The organism is Phytoactinopolyspora endophytica, assembly GCF_004138495.1.
GTDB classification, from domain to species: Bacteria; Actinomycetota; Actinomycetes; order Jiangellales; family Jiangellaceae; genus Phytoactinopolyspora; species Phytoactinopolyspora endophytica.
Genome location: NZ_ML142851.1, coordinates 61057 through 76646 on the forward strand (window position 1 = coordinate 61057; position 15590 = coordinate 76646).

16 protein-coding genes are annotated in these 15590 nt (G+C 64.4%); 8 read left to right on the top strand and 8 right to left on the bottom strand.

The window, feature by feature from the left end; all coding sequences use genetic code 11:
* The 7 genes from ELR45_RS40450 to dnaA form a co-directional block, all read right to left on the bottom strand.
* On the bottom strand, window positions 1-412 hold a 412-nt coding region (locus ELR45_RS40450), incomplete at its 3' end, for a DNA gyrase subunit A (RefSeq protein WP_276320642.1).
* A gap of 13 nt (window positions 413-425) precedes the next feature.
* The gene (gene gyrB, locus ELR45_RS06205; protein WP_205856130.1) at window positions 426-2429 is read right to left on the bottom strand and encodes a DNA topoisomerase (ATP-hydrolyzing) subunit B; all 2004 of its coding nucleotides are present in this window, start codon (window positions 2427-2429) and stop codon (window positions 426-428) included.
* Window positions 2430-2772: 343 nt separating this feature from the next.
* Window positions 2773-3324 carry a DciA family protein gene (locus ELR45_RS06210; protein WP_129664387.1) on the bottom strand — a complete coding sequence of 184 codons (552 nt, stop codon included), beginning with the start codon at window positions 3322-3324 and terminating at the stop codon, window positions 2773-2775.
* Window positions 3321-4499 (bottom strand): DNA replication/repair protein RecF, encoded by a 1179-nt coding sequence (recF, locus tag ELR45_RS06215; protein ID WP_129664389.1) that lies wholly within the window; start codon window positions 4497-4499, stop codon window positions 3321-3323. Before recF ends, ELR45_RS06210 begins: the two co-directional genes overlap by 4 nt.
* A 10-nt stretch (window positions 4500-4509) precedes the next feature.
* The gene (gnd, locus tag ELR45_RS06220; protein ID WP_129664391.1) at window positions 4510-5427 is read right to left on the bottom strand and encodes a phosphogluconate dehydrogenase (NAD(+)-dependent, decarboxylating); all 918 of its coding nucleotides are present in this window, start codon (window positions 5425-5427) and stop codon (window positions 4510-4512) included.
* 294 nt (window positions 5428-5721) lie between these two features.
* Window positions 5722-6855 (bottom strand): DNA polymerase III subunit beta, encoded by a 1134-nt coding sequence (dnaN, locus tag ELR45_RS06225; protein ID WP_129664393.1) that lies wholly within the window; start codon window positions 6853-6855, stop codon window positions 5722-5724.
* 434 nt (window positions 6856-7289) lie between these two features.
* Window positions 7290-8789, bottom strand: a complete 1500-nt coding sequence (gene dnaA, locus ELR45_RS06230) for a chromosomal replication initiator protein DnaA (RefSeq protein WP_276320643.1) — start codon at window positions 8787-8789, stop codon at window positions 7290-7292.
* A 493-nt stretch (window positions 8790-9282) separates the two neighbouring features.
* Between dnaA and rpmH the strand changes: the two genes are divergently transcribed.
* The 8 genes from rpmH (at window position 9283) to ELR45_RS06270 (ending at window position 14591) form a co-directional block, all read left to right on the top strand.
* Entirely contained in the window at window positions 9283-9417 is a 135-nt protein-coding gene (gene rpmH, locus ELR45_RS06235; protein ID WP_129664397.1) for a 50S ribosomal protein L34, read from the top strand.
* A gap of 26 nt (window positions 9418-9443) precedes the next feature.
* Complete coding sequence (gene rnpA / locus ELR45_RS06240; protein WP_129664399.1) at window positions 9444-9794, top strand: ribonuclease P protein component; 351 nt, start codon at window positions 9444-9446, stop codon at window positions 9792-9794.
* 21 nt (window positions 9795-9815) lie between these two features.
* On the top strand, window positions 9816-10199 hold the full coding sequence (gene yidD, locus ELR45_RS42275; RefSeq protein ID WP_240759286.1) for a membrane protein insertion efficiency factor YidD: 384 nt from the start codon (window positions 9816-9818) through the stop codon (window positions 10197-10199).
* A gap of 6 nt (window positions 10200-10205) precedes the next feature.
* The gene (gene yidC, locus ELR45_RS06250; RefSeq protein WP_205856131.1) at window positions 10206-11144 is read left to right on the top strand and encodes a membrane protein insertase YidC; all 939 of its coding nucleotides are present in this window, start codon (window positions 10206-10208) and stop codon (window positions 11142-11144) included.
* A gap of 88 nt (window positions 11145-11232) precedes the next feature.
* Window positions 11233-11721, top strand: a complete 489-nt coding sequence (locus ELR45_RS06255) for a Jag family protein (RefSeq protein WP_129665032.1) — start codon at window positions 11233-11235, stop codon at window positions 11719-11721.
* A 25-nt stretch (window positions 11722-11746) separates the two neighbouring features.
* On the top strand, window positions 11747-12391 hold the full coding sequence (gene rsmG, locus ELR45_RS06260) for a 16S rRNA (guanine(527)-N(7))-methyltransferase RsmG (protein WP_420813829.1): 645 nt from the start codon (window positions 11747-11749) through the stop codon (window positions 12389-12391).
* Window positions 12392-12630: 239 nt separating this feature from the next.
* On the top strand, window positions 12631-13560 hold the full coding sequence (locus ELR45_RS06265; RefSeq protein ID WP_205856237.1) for a ParA family protein: 930 nt from the start codon (window positions 12631-12633) through the stop codon (window positions 13558-13560).
* The gene (locus ELR45_RS06270) at window positions 13557-14591 is read left to right on the top strand and encodes a ParB/RepB/Spo0J family partition protein (protein WP_129664403.1); all 1035 of its coding nucleotides are present in this window, start codon (window positions 13557-13559) and stop codon (window positions 14589-14591) included. The genes ELR45_RS06265 and ELR45_RS06270 overlap by 4 nt, the downstream gene beginning before the upstream one ends.
* Before the next feature lie 121 nt (window positions 14592-14712).
* Here ELR45_RS06270 and ELR45_RS06275 read toward each other — a convergent pair.
* Window positions 14713-15590 (bottom strand): D-alanine--D-alanine ligase family protein (locus ELR45_RS06275; protein WP_240759209.1); only part of this gene is annotated, 878 nt, incomplete at its 5' end.

Consider the following 15590-nt stretch of genomic DNA (forward strand, 5'->3'; position numbering starts at 1 on the left):
CCAGCGGCGCCATGCGGCACTCGGTGTAGCGCATGGCCGCTTGGCGGTCATCGCCACGGGAGCCGAAGTTCCCTTGCCCTTGGACCAGCAGGTACCGCATCGACCACCATTGGCCGAGCCGGACCAGAGTGTCGTAGATCGCCGAGTCACCGTGCGGGTGGTAGTTGCCCATTACGTCACCGACGACGCGGGAACACTTCGAGAACCCGCGATCCGGCCTGTAGCCGCCATCGAACATGGCGTAGAGCACGCGGCGGTGCACCGGCTTCAGGCCATCGCGGACGTCGGGCAGCGCCCGGCCGACGATGACCGTCATGGCGTAGTCGAGATAGCTCCGCTGCATCTCGACCTGAAGGTCGACGGGCTCGATTCTGCTGCCGCCCGCCGCGGCGGTGGTGATGTCGTCAGTCACTAGTTAATTCCTCTTAGATGTCCAGGAAGCGGACGTCGCGGGCATTGCGCTGGATGAACTTCCGCCGGCTTTCGACGTCTTCACCCATGAGCGTGCTGAACACCTCGTCGGCTTGGGCGGCGTCGTCAAGGGTGACCTGCAGGAGCAGCCGCTGATCGGGGTCCATGGTGGTGTCCCAGAGCTCGTCGTCGTTCATCTCACCGAGACCCTTGTACCGCTGCATGCCGTCGTCCTTCGGCAGCCGCTTGCCGGCTTCTCGCCCGGCGGCGATCAGCGCATCCCGTTCACGGTCGGAGTAGGCGTACTCGTGCGGAGTATCACGCCCCACCCACTTCAACTTGTACAGCGGTGGCTGGGCCAGGAACACCCGGCCCTGTTCGACCACCGGGCGCATGAACCGGAAGAGCAGCGTCAACAGCAGGGTGCGGATGTGCTGGCCGTCGACGTCGGCATCCGCCATCAACACGATCTTGTGATACCGCAGACGGTTGATGTCGAAGTCCTCGTGTACCCCGGTACCGAGAGCGTTGATGATCGCCTGAACTTCCTGGTTCTGCAGGATTCTGTCGATGCGCGCCTTCTCGACGTTCAGGATCTTTCCTCGAATCGGGAGGATCGCCTGGATCTTGGGATCGCGTCCCTGCTTCGCCGGGCCACCAGCGGAGTCTCCCTCGACGATGAAGAGCTCACAGTCCTCTGGGTTCGTGGACTGGCAGTCCGCCAGTTTGCCCGGGAGACCGGCGCCTCCCATCAGACCCTTACGGCTACGCGCCGCGTCACGAGCCTTGCGTGCCGCCACCCGGGCGACGGCCGCACTCTGCGCCTTGCGGGCGATCATCTTGCCTTCGGAGGGGTTCTGCTCGAACCACGAGCCCAACTGCTCGTTGAAGACCCGCTGCACGAAGCTCTTCGCCTCGGTGTTGCCGAGCTTGGTCTTGGTCTGACCCTCGAACTGCGGCTCAGCCAGCTTGATACTGATGATCGCAGTCAGCCCCTCCCGGACGTCGTCGCCGGTGAGGTTCGGGTCTTTCTCCTTCAGCACACCCCAATCCCTGGCGAACTTGTTCAACAGGTACGTCAGGGCCGCGCGGAAGCCCTCCTCGTGGGTGCCGCCCTCGTGGGTGTTGATCGTGTTCGCGAAGGTATGCACCGACTCGGTGAATTGGTCATTCCACTGCAGCGCCATCTCCAGGCTCATGGCCTGTCCGTCGCCGTTCTCGGCCTCGGCCTCGAAGGCGATGACGGTGTTGTGAATCGGGACCTTGGAGGCATTCAGGTGCTTGACGTAGTCCGTCAGGCCATCGGCATAGTTATACCGGACCTCGCGAGGCGCTTCGGTCTGCTCGCTCTCGACATCCTCGCCCGCTCCGTCGTCGCGGCCTTCGGGCCGTTCGTCCCGCAGCCCGATGGTCAAGCCCTTGTTCAAGAACGCCATCTCCCGGAACCGGGTGGACAGCGTCTCGAAGTCGTAGCTCGTCGACTCGAAGATCTCATCGCTTGCCCAGAAGGTGACCGTAGTGCCACTCCGGTCCGTGGGCTCGTGTCGCTGCAGCGAGCCCTGCGGGACGCCCCGTAAGTACGTCTGGGTCCACCGATACCCGTCCCGGTGCACCTCCACATCGAGCCGCGAGGACAGCGCGTTGACCACCGAGACGCCGACGCCGTGCAGTCCGCCGGACACCTTGTAGCCGCTTCCCCCGAACTTGCCGCCGGCGTGCAGCTGAGTCAGGACCAGCTCTACGGCCGGTTTCTTCTCGACGGGATGCTCAGCGACCGGAATACCGCGGCCGTTGTCGACGACCCGGATCCCTCCGTCGGCAAGAATCGTGATGTCGATGGTGTCGCAAATGCCGGCCAGCGCCTCGTCGACAGAGTTGTCCACGACCTCGTTGACGAGATGGTGAAGTCCTCGCTCGCCGGTCGAGCCGATGTACATACCGGGTCGCTTGCGAACGGCCTCAAGACCCTCGAGGACAGTGATGTCGCTAGCATCGTAGGACGCGATGTCGTCCGTCACGAACAGGGACCTCCTGCTGAAATGTGCACAAGGCAGCCCGCTCACCCGTAGGCCGCATACTGGCCCCAGGAGACCGAGCGGCCTATTGGACTCCTCAAGTCTACCCTGTCATCGCGTCAGGATGGTGCTTCAACGGCCCAGAATCGCCGTTTGGGCGCCATAGATCGCCTCGGATTAGCCCCCATACCCGAGCAGCCCCTGTCATCACGGCAGTGCGCCGTAGATCGACGGACCGCCGGCAAAGGATCACCAAGGCGGATCGCGCCGGGCCGCGATCAAGATCGGCGGCGCTGAAACGTCGCGTTTGCGGACCGTATACACGGTCCTTGCGATGCCTTCTGAATTATCCGTAGGTGTCGCGAGGTCCCCGGCCAGGTACGGAACGTGGCCCTCTGGTCCAGCTCCGTGCCTGCGGGCCAAGGACGTTGACCCTGGTCAGCGTCCCGTGGCCGATCTCCTCGTTGATCCTGCGGACCAGTTCCGGAGCGAGCAAACGCACCTGGGTGGCCCACGCGGTGGAATCGGCACGGACGGTCAGGACGGTGTCCTCGTAGTTCTCCGGCTGCACATGCTCGGCGACGTCCGCCCCCACCAACTCGGCCCACCGCGCGATGACACCATGGACCGAGAGGTCTTCCTCCCAGCCGTGCTCATTGGAAAGCTTCTCGACCGCGGCACCCAGCGGTTGGGGGTCACGCTCGTCCGCAGCCGGTCCGCTCCATCCGCTCCCCGCCGCTGGACGAGAGGAACGGCCCGACCTGCGAGGTGAACGTCCCCGGCCCGGCGTCACTCTGATCCGCCCGCCGGCCTTCGCCCGAGCCACCAGCGCCTTCGCCAGATCCACGCCGTCCGGGTCCCAGCCTTCTGCTTCCACGCTCGGAACGTCGTCGCTCATGCCACTCTCCTGACGTCGCCCCCGAGCACGTCAACGCGCGCTCCGGCCAACGCGTCCGGTACATCTTCCGGGACTGCCGCCGTCACCAGGACCTGTTCGGCGGCCGACGCCAGCTCCGCCAACCGCTCGCGCCGCCCGGTGTCCAGTTCGGCGAAGACGTCATCAAGCACCAGGACCGGATCGCTTCCGATGGTGCGCAGAAGCTCGTACGACGCCAACCGTAGAGCCAGGGCGAACGACCAGGACTCACCATGACTCGCGTATCCCTTGGCCGGCATCGGGCCTAGTCCGAGCACGAGGTCGTCTCGATGGGGTCCCACCAGGGAGACACCACGTTCGATCTCGTCCTTGCGCATCCGGCCCGTCGCCTCGACCAGGGCGTCCACCAGAACTGCACGGTCAGCGGTGAGTTCTGTGTCCGGCCCCAGCGACGACTTGTATTCCAAGCGCACGTCGACGTTGTTCGTGCCCGAGCCGGTCGCGGCGACCGACTCGTAGGACTTGGCTACCAGCGGACGCAACGCATCGACCAGCTCGAGCCGCGCGGCCAGAAGCTCGGCACCTGCCTGCGCAAGGTGGGTATCCCAGACGTCCAGGGTGCCGAGGTCCGGCCCAGCCGCACCGCCCCTGCCGGCCCTGCTCGCGCGCATGGCCGCCCCCGCAGACTTGAGCAGGGCATTGCGCTGCTTGAGGACGCGTTCATAGTCGGAGCGGACTCCCGCATATCGCGGTGCCCGCGCCACCAGCAACTCGTCCAAGAACCGCCGGCGATCTGACGGGTCACCCTTGACCAGGGCGAGGTCCTCCGGAGCGAACAGGACCGTACGCAGGGTCCCCAAGATGTCTCGCGGCCTCTTGACCGGCGAGCGGTTGAGCCGCGCCCGATTGGTCTTGCCCGGCGTGATCTCGATCTCCACCAACGACGGCCGGCTGTCCTGATCGGCGTTGGTGGCGACACTCGCGCGTACGACGGCGCGCTCCGCACCGAGCCGTACCAGCGGACCGTCCTGCGACACACGGTGACTGCCCAGGGTGGCCAGGTAACCGACCGCCTCGACGAGGTTCGTCTTGCCCTGCCCGTTCGGCCCGATGAACGCGGTCACGCCGTGATCCAGCGGAAGCTCGACCGTCGGGTATGAACGGAAGTCGACCAGTGACAGGTGGGTGACGTACATCGGAGCCGGTTCAGCCGGTCCGGTCGTCGGCTCCCGGAGCGTCCCCGGGCGCCTGTCGAGTCGCGTGGCCGCCGAATTGCTGACGCAGCGCGGCGACGGCGCGCATCGCCGGCGAGTCCTCCTGCCGAGATGCGAACCTCGCGAACAGGGCGGCCGTGATGACGGGGACGGGCACCGACTGGTCGATCGCCTCTTCCACGGTCCAACGGCCTTCACCGGAGTCTTCGACGTATCCCACGAGCTTCTCCAGCTCCGGGTCGTCTCGAAGGGAGCCAACGAGCAGGTCCAGCAGCCAAGACCGCACGACCGTGCCACGAGACCAGGCCTTGATGACACCTTGCACATCGTCGACCACGCTTGCGGCCTCGAGCAGCTCGAATCCTTCGGCATAGGCCTGCATCAGGCCGTATTCGACGCCGTTGTGCACCATCTTCGCGTAGTGACCGGCACCTACGCCGCCCGCATGGACGAATCCCTCGTCACGAGGTCCCTCCGGGCGGAGCGTGTCGAAGATGGGCAGCAGACGCTGGACATGCTCCGTGTCACCGCCGACCATCAATCCGTAGCCGTTCTCCTTGCCCCAGACCCCACCGGAGACGCCGCAGTCGAGGTACCCGATTCCACTTTCGGCCAAGAGTGCTGCGTGCCGGGCGTCGTCGGTGAAGCGTGAGTTGCCACCGTCGACGATGACGTCACCCTCGCTGAGCAGCCCGGAGAGCTCCTTGATGGTGTCGTGCGTCGGCGCACCGGAGGGCACCATGACCCACACCGCACGGGGCGCGGAGAGTCGCTCCACCATCTCGGCGAGGCTGCCGGCGTCGCTCACCTTCGGATCGAGCGCATACCCGACGACCGTGTGGCCCGCCGCACGAAGACGGTCGCGCATGTTGCCGCCCATGCGTCCAAGCCCGACAAGACCAAGTTCCACGTCTACAGCCTTTCACGCATATTGCCCACAACTGGGACTGAGCCTAGAACTACGCCTCCCAGTGTGCCGCACGCGGTCCCGCCTCTGGTTCAATCCCCGCCCTCCAGCGGACCGGTGGTTGAGCTTCGAGGTCAATGTGAGGTTGTGGGGAGGGATAGATTTCTTCGGACTGATCTTCGGCCGGCGGCTACTCTGCGCAACCAGCCGCCCAGGCCGCCCGCCGGTCGCGTGAGAAGGAGAAGAAATCTATCCCTCCCCACCGCGGACGTTTCCAGAACGACGCGCGCAACAGCCTCAGCTGGACAGACGGATTGGCATGGCCAGGTACCGGTAGCCGGACGTCGGCTCTGCCTCGAGGCTCTCGATGCCCTCGACGACGACGGGCTTGAGCGGCGTGTCGGTGAAGGACATATGCACGAACGGCGTACCCAGCGCCTGTAAACCGTCGAGCAGATAGTTCGGGTTGAAGCCGGTGGCGATCGCCGGCCCGTCCACGTGCGCCTGAAGGGCTTCCGAGGCCTGTGCGTCGTCCCCGCTGCCTGCCTCGAGGACCACCTGCCCGTCGTCGAAAGCGAGCCTGATCGGCGTGTTGCGCTCGGCAACCAGGGCGACGCGTTTGACGGAGTCGATGAGCGAGGCGATCTCGACCTTGGCGACGGTGGCGATCTCGGCAGGGAACAGGCGGCGGTAGTTCGGTACCCATTCCCCGTCGATCAGCCGGCTGGTGGTGTGCCGGCCGCCGGCCGCCAGACCGATCAGACTGTCCTCGGACTCGCTGCCGAGCGCCAACGTGACCTCGTCGGTCGAGGCGAGCGTCTTGGCTGTGTCGACCAGGGTCCGAGCGGGAACGAGCGCGACCGCGGATATATCCGGCCTGACAGGGTTCCACGTCAGCTCGCGCACAGCCAGCCGGTATCGGTCGGTGGCACCGAGGGTCACCGTCTCGCCTTCGATCTCGATCCGAATTCCGGTCAGGGTGGGCAGCATGTCGTCGCGACCGGCCGCCACGGCCACCTGACTGATGGCCTCGGCGAACACCGTGCCGTCGACAGTGCCGGAGGCAGCGGGCAAGGCAGGAAGCTCGGGGTACTCCTCGACCGGCAGCGTCACCAGCGTGAATCGAGCGTTTCCACAGGTGATGACTACTTTTGATCCGTCGGCGCTGAACTCGACCGGCTTCGCAGGCAACGAGCGTGCGATGTCGGCGAGCAGCTTCCCCGAGACGAGCACGGTGCCCGGATCGGCGACCTCTGCGGGTACAGCGACTTTTCCAGAGACCTCGTAGTCGAACGACGAGAAAGCGACCTCGCCACCCGAAGCATCCAGGCGGAGCCCGGCCAAGACAGGAACTGTGGGCCGGTTGGGCAGGGTACGAGCCGTCCAGGCAACGGCCTCAGCCAGTACGTCGCGTTCGAGCCGGAACTTCACGGGTTTCACCGTCCTCCCCGCGGGACGAACCCGGCGGATGTTCTGTGCGTCAGGTCTGAACTGTGTGTGTTGAGCCCCGTCATCCTTGCACGGAGCCCTGACACGTCTCCCATATGGTCTGCCGATCGTGTCGCGCACGTTTCGTCCACACGATCGGCCCGGGCCGGAGTTTGTGGTTCTTTGAGATTCATAAATGTTCTCGTCTGGTTCATAGCAGTGGTGGAAAGTGTGGATAACAACAGATATTGCAGGTGAGAATGGCTACGCGCATCCACTGCGTCTGTGGGGGCGACCAGTGGACCACGTGGACGGCGAATGGCTGTCCACGGAAGAACAGGCGGTGTCCACCGCCCGTCCACGGTGATCTGCCCGACGTCCACAGACTTGTCCACAGCCTGTGTGGAAAGGATCATGGGATCGGTGGTCATTGTGGGTCACGCCTGCCGGGCTTGCTGTTTGATGCGGTTGGTGAGCTCCGTGACCTGGTTGAAGACGCTTCGTCGTTCAGCCATGAGGGTGCGGATCTTCCGTTGGGCGTGCATCACGGTGGTGTGGTCACGCCCGCCGAACTGTTGACCGATCTTGGGAAGTGAAAGGTCGGTCAACTCCCGGCAGAGGTACATGGCGATCTGCCGAGCGGTGACGAGGACCCGGCTGCGGCTGGTGCCCTGGAGATCGTCGATGGTCAGGCCGAAGTAGCCGGCCGTCTGCGCCATGATGGTGGCGGCGGTGATCTCCGGGCCCGTATCGAGATCGACCAGATCTCGGAGGACGACCTCGGCGAGGTTCTGATCGACTGGTTGCCGGTTCAGACTGGCGAAAGCGGTGACACGGATGAGCGCGCCTTCGAGCTCTCGGATGTTGGTGACGACCCGGCTGGCGATGTATTCGAGGACGTCGGGTGGCACGTTCAGATTGTCCTGAGCGGCCTTCTTGGAAAGGATGGCGATCCTTGTCTCAAGGTCCGGCGGCTGAACGTCGCAGATCAGCCCCCACTCGAATCGGTTGCGTAGCCGATCCTCGAGCGCCGAGAGCTGCTTCGGCGGCCGATCAGAGGTGATCACGATCTGCTTGCTGGCGTTGTGCAGCGTATTGAACGTGTGGAAGAACTCTTCCTGAGTCTGGATCTTGCCCTCGAGGAACTGGATGTCGTCGATGAGGAGCACATCGACGTCGCGGTACCGTCGCTGAAACGCCGAGGCCTTGTCGTCTCGGATGGAGTTGATGAAATCGTTGGTGAACTCCTCCGAGCTCACGTACCGGACGCGCGTCCCGGGGTACATGTCACGCGCGTAGTGGCCGATCGCATGCAGCAGGTGCGTCTTCCCGAGTCCGGACTCGCCGTAGACCAGCAGTGGGTTGTAGGCCTTGCCCGGCGCCTCGGCTACGGCCACGGTAGCCGCGTGGGCGAAGCGGTTGCTCGAACCGATGACGAACGAGTCGAAGGTGTAGCGCAGGTTGAGATGCGGGCCTTCGGTGTCGGGTTTCGGTGAGCCGCCACTGGCGGCGGGAGCCTCGATGCGTGCGGGACGAGGCGACACACGTTCGTCGTCGACAGTGGCTTGGCGAGGTTGGGGAGGCGCGGCGGGCGCGCTCGAGGTGTCCAGGATCTGATTCGGATCGAATCCCGTGTCGGGGGGCCCATCGGCGTCCGATGACTTGTCGGCGGCCGGCGAGACGCTGATGGCCAAGGAGATCGATGTTCCGAGCACGTCGGCCAATGCCTGGACGATGGGTGTACGTAAGCGCTGCTCGACCTGAGCGCGGGTGAAGTCATTCGGGACGGCGACGACAGCGGTACCTTCGACGAGCGTCACCGGCCGCGTCTGAGCAAGAAAGGCGCGCTGTTGGGGCCCGATCTGCTCGCTGTGTTCGAGCACATCGAGAGCCTTGGCCCACGCGACATTGAAGTCGCTAGCCGGCTGCTCCGTCACTCCATACTCCAAACTGGCGACACATTGGACGCCGCCCCCGTAACATGTTGTCCACATCGTCCTCCACAGCCTGTGGAGGACCTGAATGGCATGTGGTTCCGGGCTGTCGCTTCGTTTATGCGCTGCGCTGACGCTCTGGTCGAAGATCGTTTCATGGCCCGTTCCCGCATGCTGTCGAACACGTGACGCTAACAACATGCCGGCCCGCATTCAACCGATGTCCACAGGATTGGCGCTGGGATGCGGGCGTGTCGCTATCCTGCCATGCTGTTCGGTGGTGAGAAGCTGGCGGGTTGCGCTGAGCGTCTCCGCTAGCTCGGTGGTTTGACCTTACGTACCGGCTGCGCGTACCGTTGTTTGGTCCGGCGAGGACTCTGTTCAGCGTGCCCAAGGCGGAGAAAGGCCGACGGCGCGCCGGACGTGTGCTGCCGGTCGTGAATCCTTTCCGTACACAAGCAGACTGCCTGTCTCAACGATCTTCAGGAGCCCGGACGTGAAGCGCACCTTCCAGCCGAACAACCGCCGTCGTGCCAGAACCCACGGCTTCCGGCTGCGCATGCGTACGCGTGCCGGCCGGTCCATCCTTGCTACCCGCCGCCGTAAGGGCCGCGCCAAGCTGTCGGCCTGAACAGTGACATCCCGCTGGATACGAGGGTGCTGAAGGCCGAGCACCGCCTTCGACGGTCGCAAGATTTCACGTCGACGGTCCGTCGGGGTGCAGCGGCACGCCGGGCTTCGGTGGTTGTGCACGCACGTGTCACAGATGAGCCCATTCCGGCGAAGGTTGGTTTCGTCGTTGGGCGGGCGATAGGAGGCGCAGTGGTGCGAAACACCGTGCGTCGACGGCTGCGGCATACGGTCGCGTGTCATCTGGCGGAGCTGCCGGATGGGTCGAAAGTTGTCGTGCGGGCGCTTCCAGAAGCGGGGCGGGCCTCGAGAGAGGCCATGGTCGCGGACGTACGGCGGGCGCTGGGCAGTGCGATACGTCGTGCTCGGAGCCGATAGATGACCAAGCTGTTGGTAGCGATGCTCAGGCTGTACCGGCTGGTGGTGAGCCCGCTGTACGGACAGACCTGTCGCTACTACCCGTCGTGCTCGGCGTATGCCCTCGGTGCGGTGGAGACCCACGGTGCGGTTCGGGGTAGTTGGCTTGCGGTTCGACGTATCGGCCGCTGCCATCCGTGGTGCGCCGGCGGAGTGGACCTGGTGCCGACGCGGGTGAACTATCGCTGGTGGGGTCGGGCTGACGGCACGGACGGCGAAGACGATGACCCGATGGCCGGCGAAGAGCAAGGCGATTCTGCACCCGGACGGACAGACGGGGTTGATCCGGTCGATTCGGCTGGACCGCGCTCGTCGAGGCCGGTGAACAGCGGCCCGATACGTTCGCACGATCTCATAGGAGCTTGAGCACCAGTGGATACCGTTCTCACGCCGTTGTTGTGGTTGGTCAGCTGGATCATGATCGGCTGGCATTGGCTCTTCGCAGAGTTGATTGGTATCGATCACGACGGCGTCAACTGGGCGTTGTCGATCATTGGGCTCGTCATCGTCATCCGGATCCTGCTCATCCCGTTGTTCGTACGGCAGATCAAGTCGCAGCGAAAGATGCAGTTGTTGCAGCCACAACTACGTGAGCTGCAGAAGAAGTACAAGGGCGATCGCGAACGTCTCCAGCAGGAGATGATGAAGCTCTACAAGAACACAGGCACGAACCCTTTCGCGTCCTGCCTGCCGATCTTGCTTCAGGCGCCCTTCCTGTTCTCGCTCTTCCGGGTGCTGGACGGCATCGCGCGTGATCATCCGCGTGGCGCGTTCCAGGACCACCAAGAACTCTTCGAGTCCGCGGGCCGTGCGACAGTCTTCGGCGCGGAACTCGCGGAATCGTTCCTGACCACGGAGATCATCCAGACCCGCGTCGTGGCGGTGATCATGGTGATCGGCATGGTCGCCTCGCAGTTCATCACCCAGCGGCAGATCATGCGGAAGAACATGCCGAAGGAGTCCCTCGAGGGGCCGTTCGCGCAGCAGCAGAAGATCCTGCTGTATGTGTTGCCCCTGGTCTTCCTGTTCTCCGGTGTGTATTTCCCGCTCGGCACGGTGCTCTACTGGCTCACGTCGAATATCTGGACCATGGGCCAGCAGCTGTACGTGATCAGGCGGATGCCGGCTCCCGGGAGCGATGCAGAGCAGGCTGCCCAGCGCCGGAAGGCTGAGAAAGCCAGGCGGAAGGGCCTGACGGTCGCGGAGCCGGAAGCGGCGCCCGAGGTGCAGCCCGGTCAGGAGAACGGCGAGGCGAAGCCCAGGCAACAGCCGAAGAAGAAGAGCCGGGCCGAGCGGAAGAAGAAGCGTTAGGCGGAGCTTGTGCCGGCGAGGTGTGCAGGATGAGTACGAGGTACTTGAGGAGTCGACTGTGAGCGATCGGGAATCGGGTGGAGCCGCGGTGTCGGAGACGGAAGCCGCGGCAGTGCCGACGGTCAGCCAGCTTGAGAATGAGGGCGATATAGCCGCGGACTACCTCGAGGCCTTACTTGATATCGCCGATCTTGACGGTGATATCGACATGGACGTGGAGAACAACCGAGCCATGGTGTCGATCGTCGGCGATGATCTGGGCGTGTTGGTGGGCCGGGACGGGGAGGTTCTGGAGGCGCTCCAGGATCTGACTCGGCTGGCGGTGTGGCGCAGTACCGGAGAACGTACCCGGCTGATGCTGGATATCGGTGGATTCCGGGCGCATCGCAAGTCGGAGTTGATGGAACTGGCGAAGCGGGCCGTGGAAACGGTCCGGTCTTCAGGAGAGCCGGAGTCGCTGGGCGCGATGACGCCGTTCGAGCGGAAGGTCGTGCACGACGCTGTGGCTGAAGCGGGTCTCCGAAGTGAGTCGGAGGGCGCGGAGCCGCGGCGGTACGTGGTCGTGCTGCCGGCGTGACTGGACGCGTCACGCACAGTTTCACGTGAAACCGGAAGAGGTGGCCCCCAACGCCGCAGCCGTGGTCTTTGGATCGCGGCTTCCGATGGCGTTGCAGTACGTGCAGTGGTTGGCCACCGCAGGTATTGATCGAGGACTCTTGGGGCCGCGTGAGGCCGCGCGCCTGTGGGATCGCCACGTGTTGAACTGCGCCGTTGTCGGTGAGCTTATCGAGAACGGGGAGTCGGTATGCGACATCGGATCGGGAGCCGGGCTGCCAGGCGTTGCGCTGGCGATCGCGAGGCCGGACCTGGACGTCGTCCTCCTCGAGCCGATGCAGCGCCGCGCGGACTTCTTACATGAAACAGTCGATCTTCTGGAACTCCAAGGCGTGACGGTAGTCCGGGACCGGGCGGGCGATTTTCGGCCGATCGCGCCATTCGACGTGACGATCGTCCGGGCAGTCGCCAAGATGGGACGGTTGGGAGAATGGAGTACCGGCCTGCTTCGGCCTGGCGGCAGACTGCTGGCGCTGAAGGGAGAGACGGTGCATGAAGAACTCCGCCGCGAAGCGAAGAATCTGAGGCGCGCGGGTATGTCGTCTTGGACCGTGGAATCGGTCGGGAGAGATGTCGTCAGTCCGGCTACTGTTGTGGCCGTGGTGAAGTACGACAGTCGGAGCAACCCATAGGGTAGTGAGATTGTCGGGAAGGACGCCCTGAGAGTATGAGTTCCGTGGTGCGTAGCCTAGGCTGGCCGCAGATCGCGCGGCAGAAGGCCGGGCCGGGGGACGGACCATTGGGGTGGCTTGTTGAGAACAGGACACCGGAAGATCCAGAGTCCGCACGACCTCTGAAGGATGAGTCGGTGAACACTGAGGACCTGAATACAGGGCGTGCCGCATTCGTCGGTGATGGCCCGTCCATCGACATGACCGCCGGAGAGCCGGCGAGCTCGCTTGTCGGGAACGACACGCCGATCGCGCAACAGGCGGCGGCGGCACTGGCAGCGGCCGGGAGAAGCCGTGTTCCGATGCCAAGGCCGGAATCACCGCGCATCATGGTGGTGGCGAATCAGAAGGGTGGCGTCGGTAAGACGACCACCGCCGTGAACCTCGCAGCGGCTATGGCGATGGGTGGCTTGAAGATCCTGGTCATTGACTTGGACCCGCAAGGGAACGCGTCGACGGCATTGGGAGTCGATCACCACGCGGAGATACCAAGCATCTATGACGTGCTGATCGAGGGAGCATCGCTGGAGACGGTGGTGCAGCTCGTCGAAGGGTTTGAGACGCTTTGGTGCGTGCCGGCGACGATTGACCTGGCGGGCTCAGAGATCGAGCTGGTGTCCTTGGAGAGTCGTGAGGCCAGGCTCCGTGAGGCGCTCGACGAACACGTGAAGTCTGAGCCGGAGAACTATGATTACGTCTTCATCGACTGCCCTCCGTCACTAGGCCTGCTGACCGTGAACGCGCTGGTGGGTGGGAACGAGGTTCTCATCCCGATCCAGTGCGAATATTACGCGCTCGAGGGGTTGAGCCAGCTCCTGAAGAACATCGACATGGTCCGGGCGCATCTCAATCCGGAGCTGGCCGTGTCGACGATTGCGCTGACGATGTACGACGGGCGCACGAGGCTGGCATCGCAGGTGGCCGATGAGGTTCGCCGGTACTTCGGGGACACTGTGCTGAGTACGGCGGTCCCGCGATCGGTCCGGATCAGCGAGGCGCCGAGCTATGCCCAGACGGTGATGACATACGATCCGGCCTCGAGTGGTGCGCTGTCATACCTGGAGGCTGCGCGGGAGATCGCGAACCGCGGAGTCGGTATCAATGGAACGGGGAACAGAGAACAGGGATGAGTGATCGACGGAGAGGTTTGGGACGTGGTCTTGGGGCGTTGATCCCCACAGCGCCGGCGGATGTGGAAGGTAAGAGGACGTCTCCAGCGGACGTGTTCTTCGGTGACCCGGCTGTCGATGAGGCGGCGGGCGGATCCGACAGCCTGGACGTCGGCGCGGTTTCACGTGAAACAACCACACCGGAGGAGGCGGACGCGGGCGAGCACCTCGTGCCGGTCGACGGCGCAACCTTCGCTGAGATTCCGGTGGAGGCGATCACACCGAACCCCCGTCAGCCTCGGCAAGAGTTCGAGGAAGAGGCGCTCGACGAGCTGGCTTACTCGATCAAAGAGATCGGACTGCTGCAACCGATCGTGGTGCGGCAGCTTGGTGAAGATAAATACGAGCTCGTCATGGGCGAGCGTCGCTGGAGGGCCTGCCAGAGTGCAGGCTTGGCAACTATCCCGGCGATTGTCAGGTCGACGTCCGATGACGACATGCTGCGCGACGCACTACTGGAGAACCTCCATCGGAGCCAGCTCAATCCGTTAGAGGAAGCGGCAGCGTACCAACAGCTTCTAGACGACTTCTCCTGCACGCATGATGAGCTTGCGGATCGTATCGGCAGGAGCAGGCCGCAGATCTCCAACACACTGAGACTTCTGAAACTGCCGCCGCTCGTTCAACGCCGCGTGGCTGCCGGCATTCTGTCGGCCGGACACGCCCGCGCACTCCTGGGTCTGGAAGACGGGGCGGCGCAGGAGCGGCTGGCTCAACGCGTGGTGGCCGAGGGTCTGAGTGTGCGTAGTGTCGAGGAGATCGTGGCCATCGGCGACGGAGAGTCACAGTCCCCGCGGAAGAAGCGGGGCCCTAAGCCTATGGCACCGCGACTCAACGACATCGCGAGCTCGCTTTCGGAGCGGCTCGATACGCGGGTGAAGGTCGACCTTGGCCGCAGCAAGGGCAAGGTGACGATCGAGTTCGCCAGTATCGACGACCTCGAGCGGATCGTGACGACGATCGATCCGAAGCTGAGGCCCCCGCAGGCGTGAGTCGCACGCCGGCTACCTACCGGCGGCCTGGGAATGTGGTGCCGGCTCGCGAGGGCGTTCCACGTGAAACATCCTGCTTCCAGAGATCCACGTGGCACCCCGCAACTGACCAGACGCAGTCCTAAGCAGAACGGTGGCGCTCAATCGACGCCACGAGAAGGTCACGCGCGAGGTCGCCCAAACCGACACCGGCCGCCCGCACAGACTGCGGCAGCAGCGAAGTCTCCGTCATGCCGGGTGCCACGTTTACGTCGAGCAGCCACGGCGTGCCGGTACGGTCAACGATCATATCGGTGCGAGAGATGTCGCGGAGTCCGAGAGTCCGGTGTGCGGTGACCGCAGCCTGTGACACAGCCTGAATCGCGCTCCGCTCCAGCCGCGCGGGAACGAAGTACTCCGTCGTACCAGCCGTATAGCGCGCGTGGTAGTCATAAGTCCCAGACTCCGCGGCGATCTCCACCGCGGGCAGTGCGGATGGCCCGTCGCCGGTGTCGACCACCGGAACGGACACCTCGACGCCATCGATCAACTGTTCGATCATCGCCGAGCTACCATAGGCGAAGCACTCCACCATGGCCGAAGGCAGCTGGTCGGCTTCCCGGACCATCGACGAGCCAAGAGCCGAACCCCCGCGCGCCGGCTTCACCACGACTGGAAGTCCGAGCCGACCGACGAGCGCCTCGAGTAACGCGGCAGCTCCGAGTTCGCGGAACGTCGACTGGGAGAGGACGACGCCACGGGGAGTGTTGAGGCCGGCGTGCTCCAGCAGACCTTTCGACACCGGCTTGTCGAAGGTTTGGCGACAGCTGCCGGGTGGGGATCCAACGTACGGCAATCCCAGCATGGTGAGGATCTCCTGGATTGCGCCATCCTCGCCCTGGACGCCATGGAGCAGGGGAAAGACCGCCGCGGGCGGATCGGCTCGGAGCACCGAGACCAGGTCGGCATCGGCGTCGCGCTGAGAGACGTCGACGCCGACCTCCCGTAGCGACTCGGCCA

Bases quoted from the DNA above. Each gene is read 5' to 3' on its own strand.
- ELR45_RS06210 (WP_129664387.1), bottom strand. From the start codon at position 3,324: ATGAGCGACGACGTTCCGAGCGTGGAAGCAGAAGGCTGGGACCCGGAC.
- recF (WP_129664389.1), bottom strand. From the start codon at position 4,499: ATGTACGTCACCCACCTGTCACTGGTCGACTTCCGTTCATACCCGACG.
- yidD (WP_240759286.1), top strand. From the start codon at position 9,816: ATGCTCAGGCTGTACCGGCTGGTGGTGAGCCCGCTGTACGGACAGACC.
- ELR45_RS06265 (WP_205856237.1), top strand. From the start codon at position 12,631: ATGACCGCCGGAGAGCCGGCGAGCTCGCTTGTCGGGAACGACACGCCG.
- ELR45_RS06270 (WP_129664403.1), top strand. From the start codon at position 13,557: ATGAGTGATCGACGGAGAGGTTTGGGACGTGGTCTTGGGGCGTTGATC.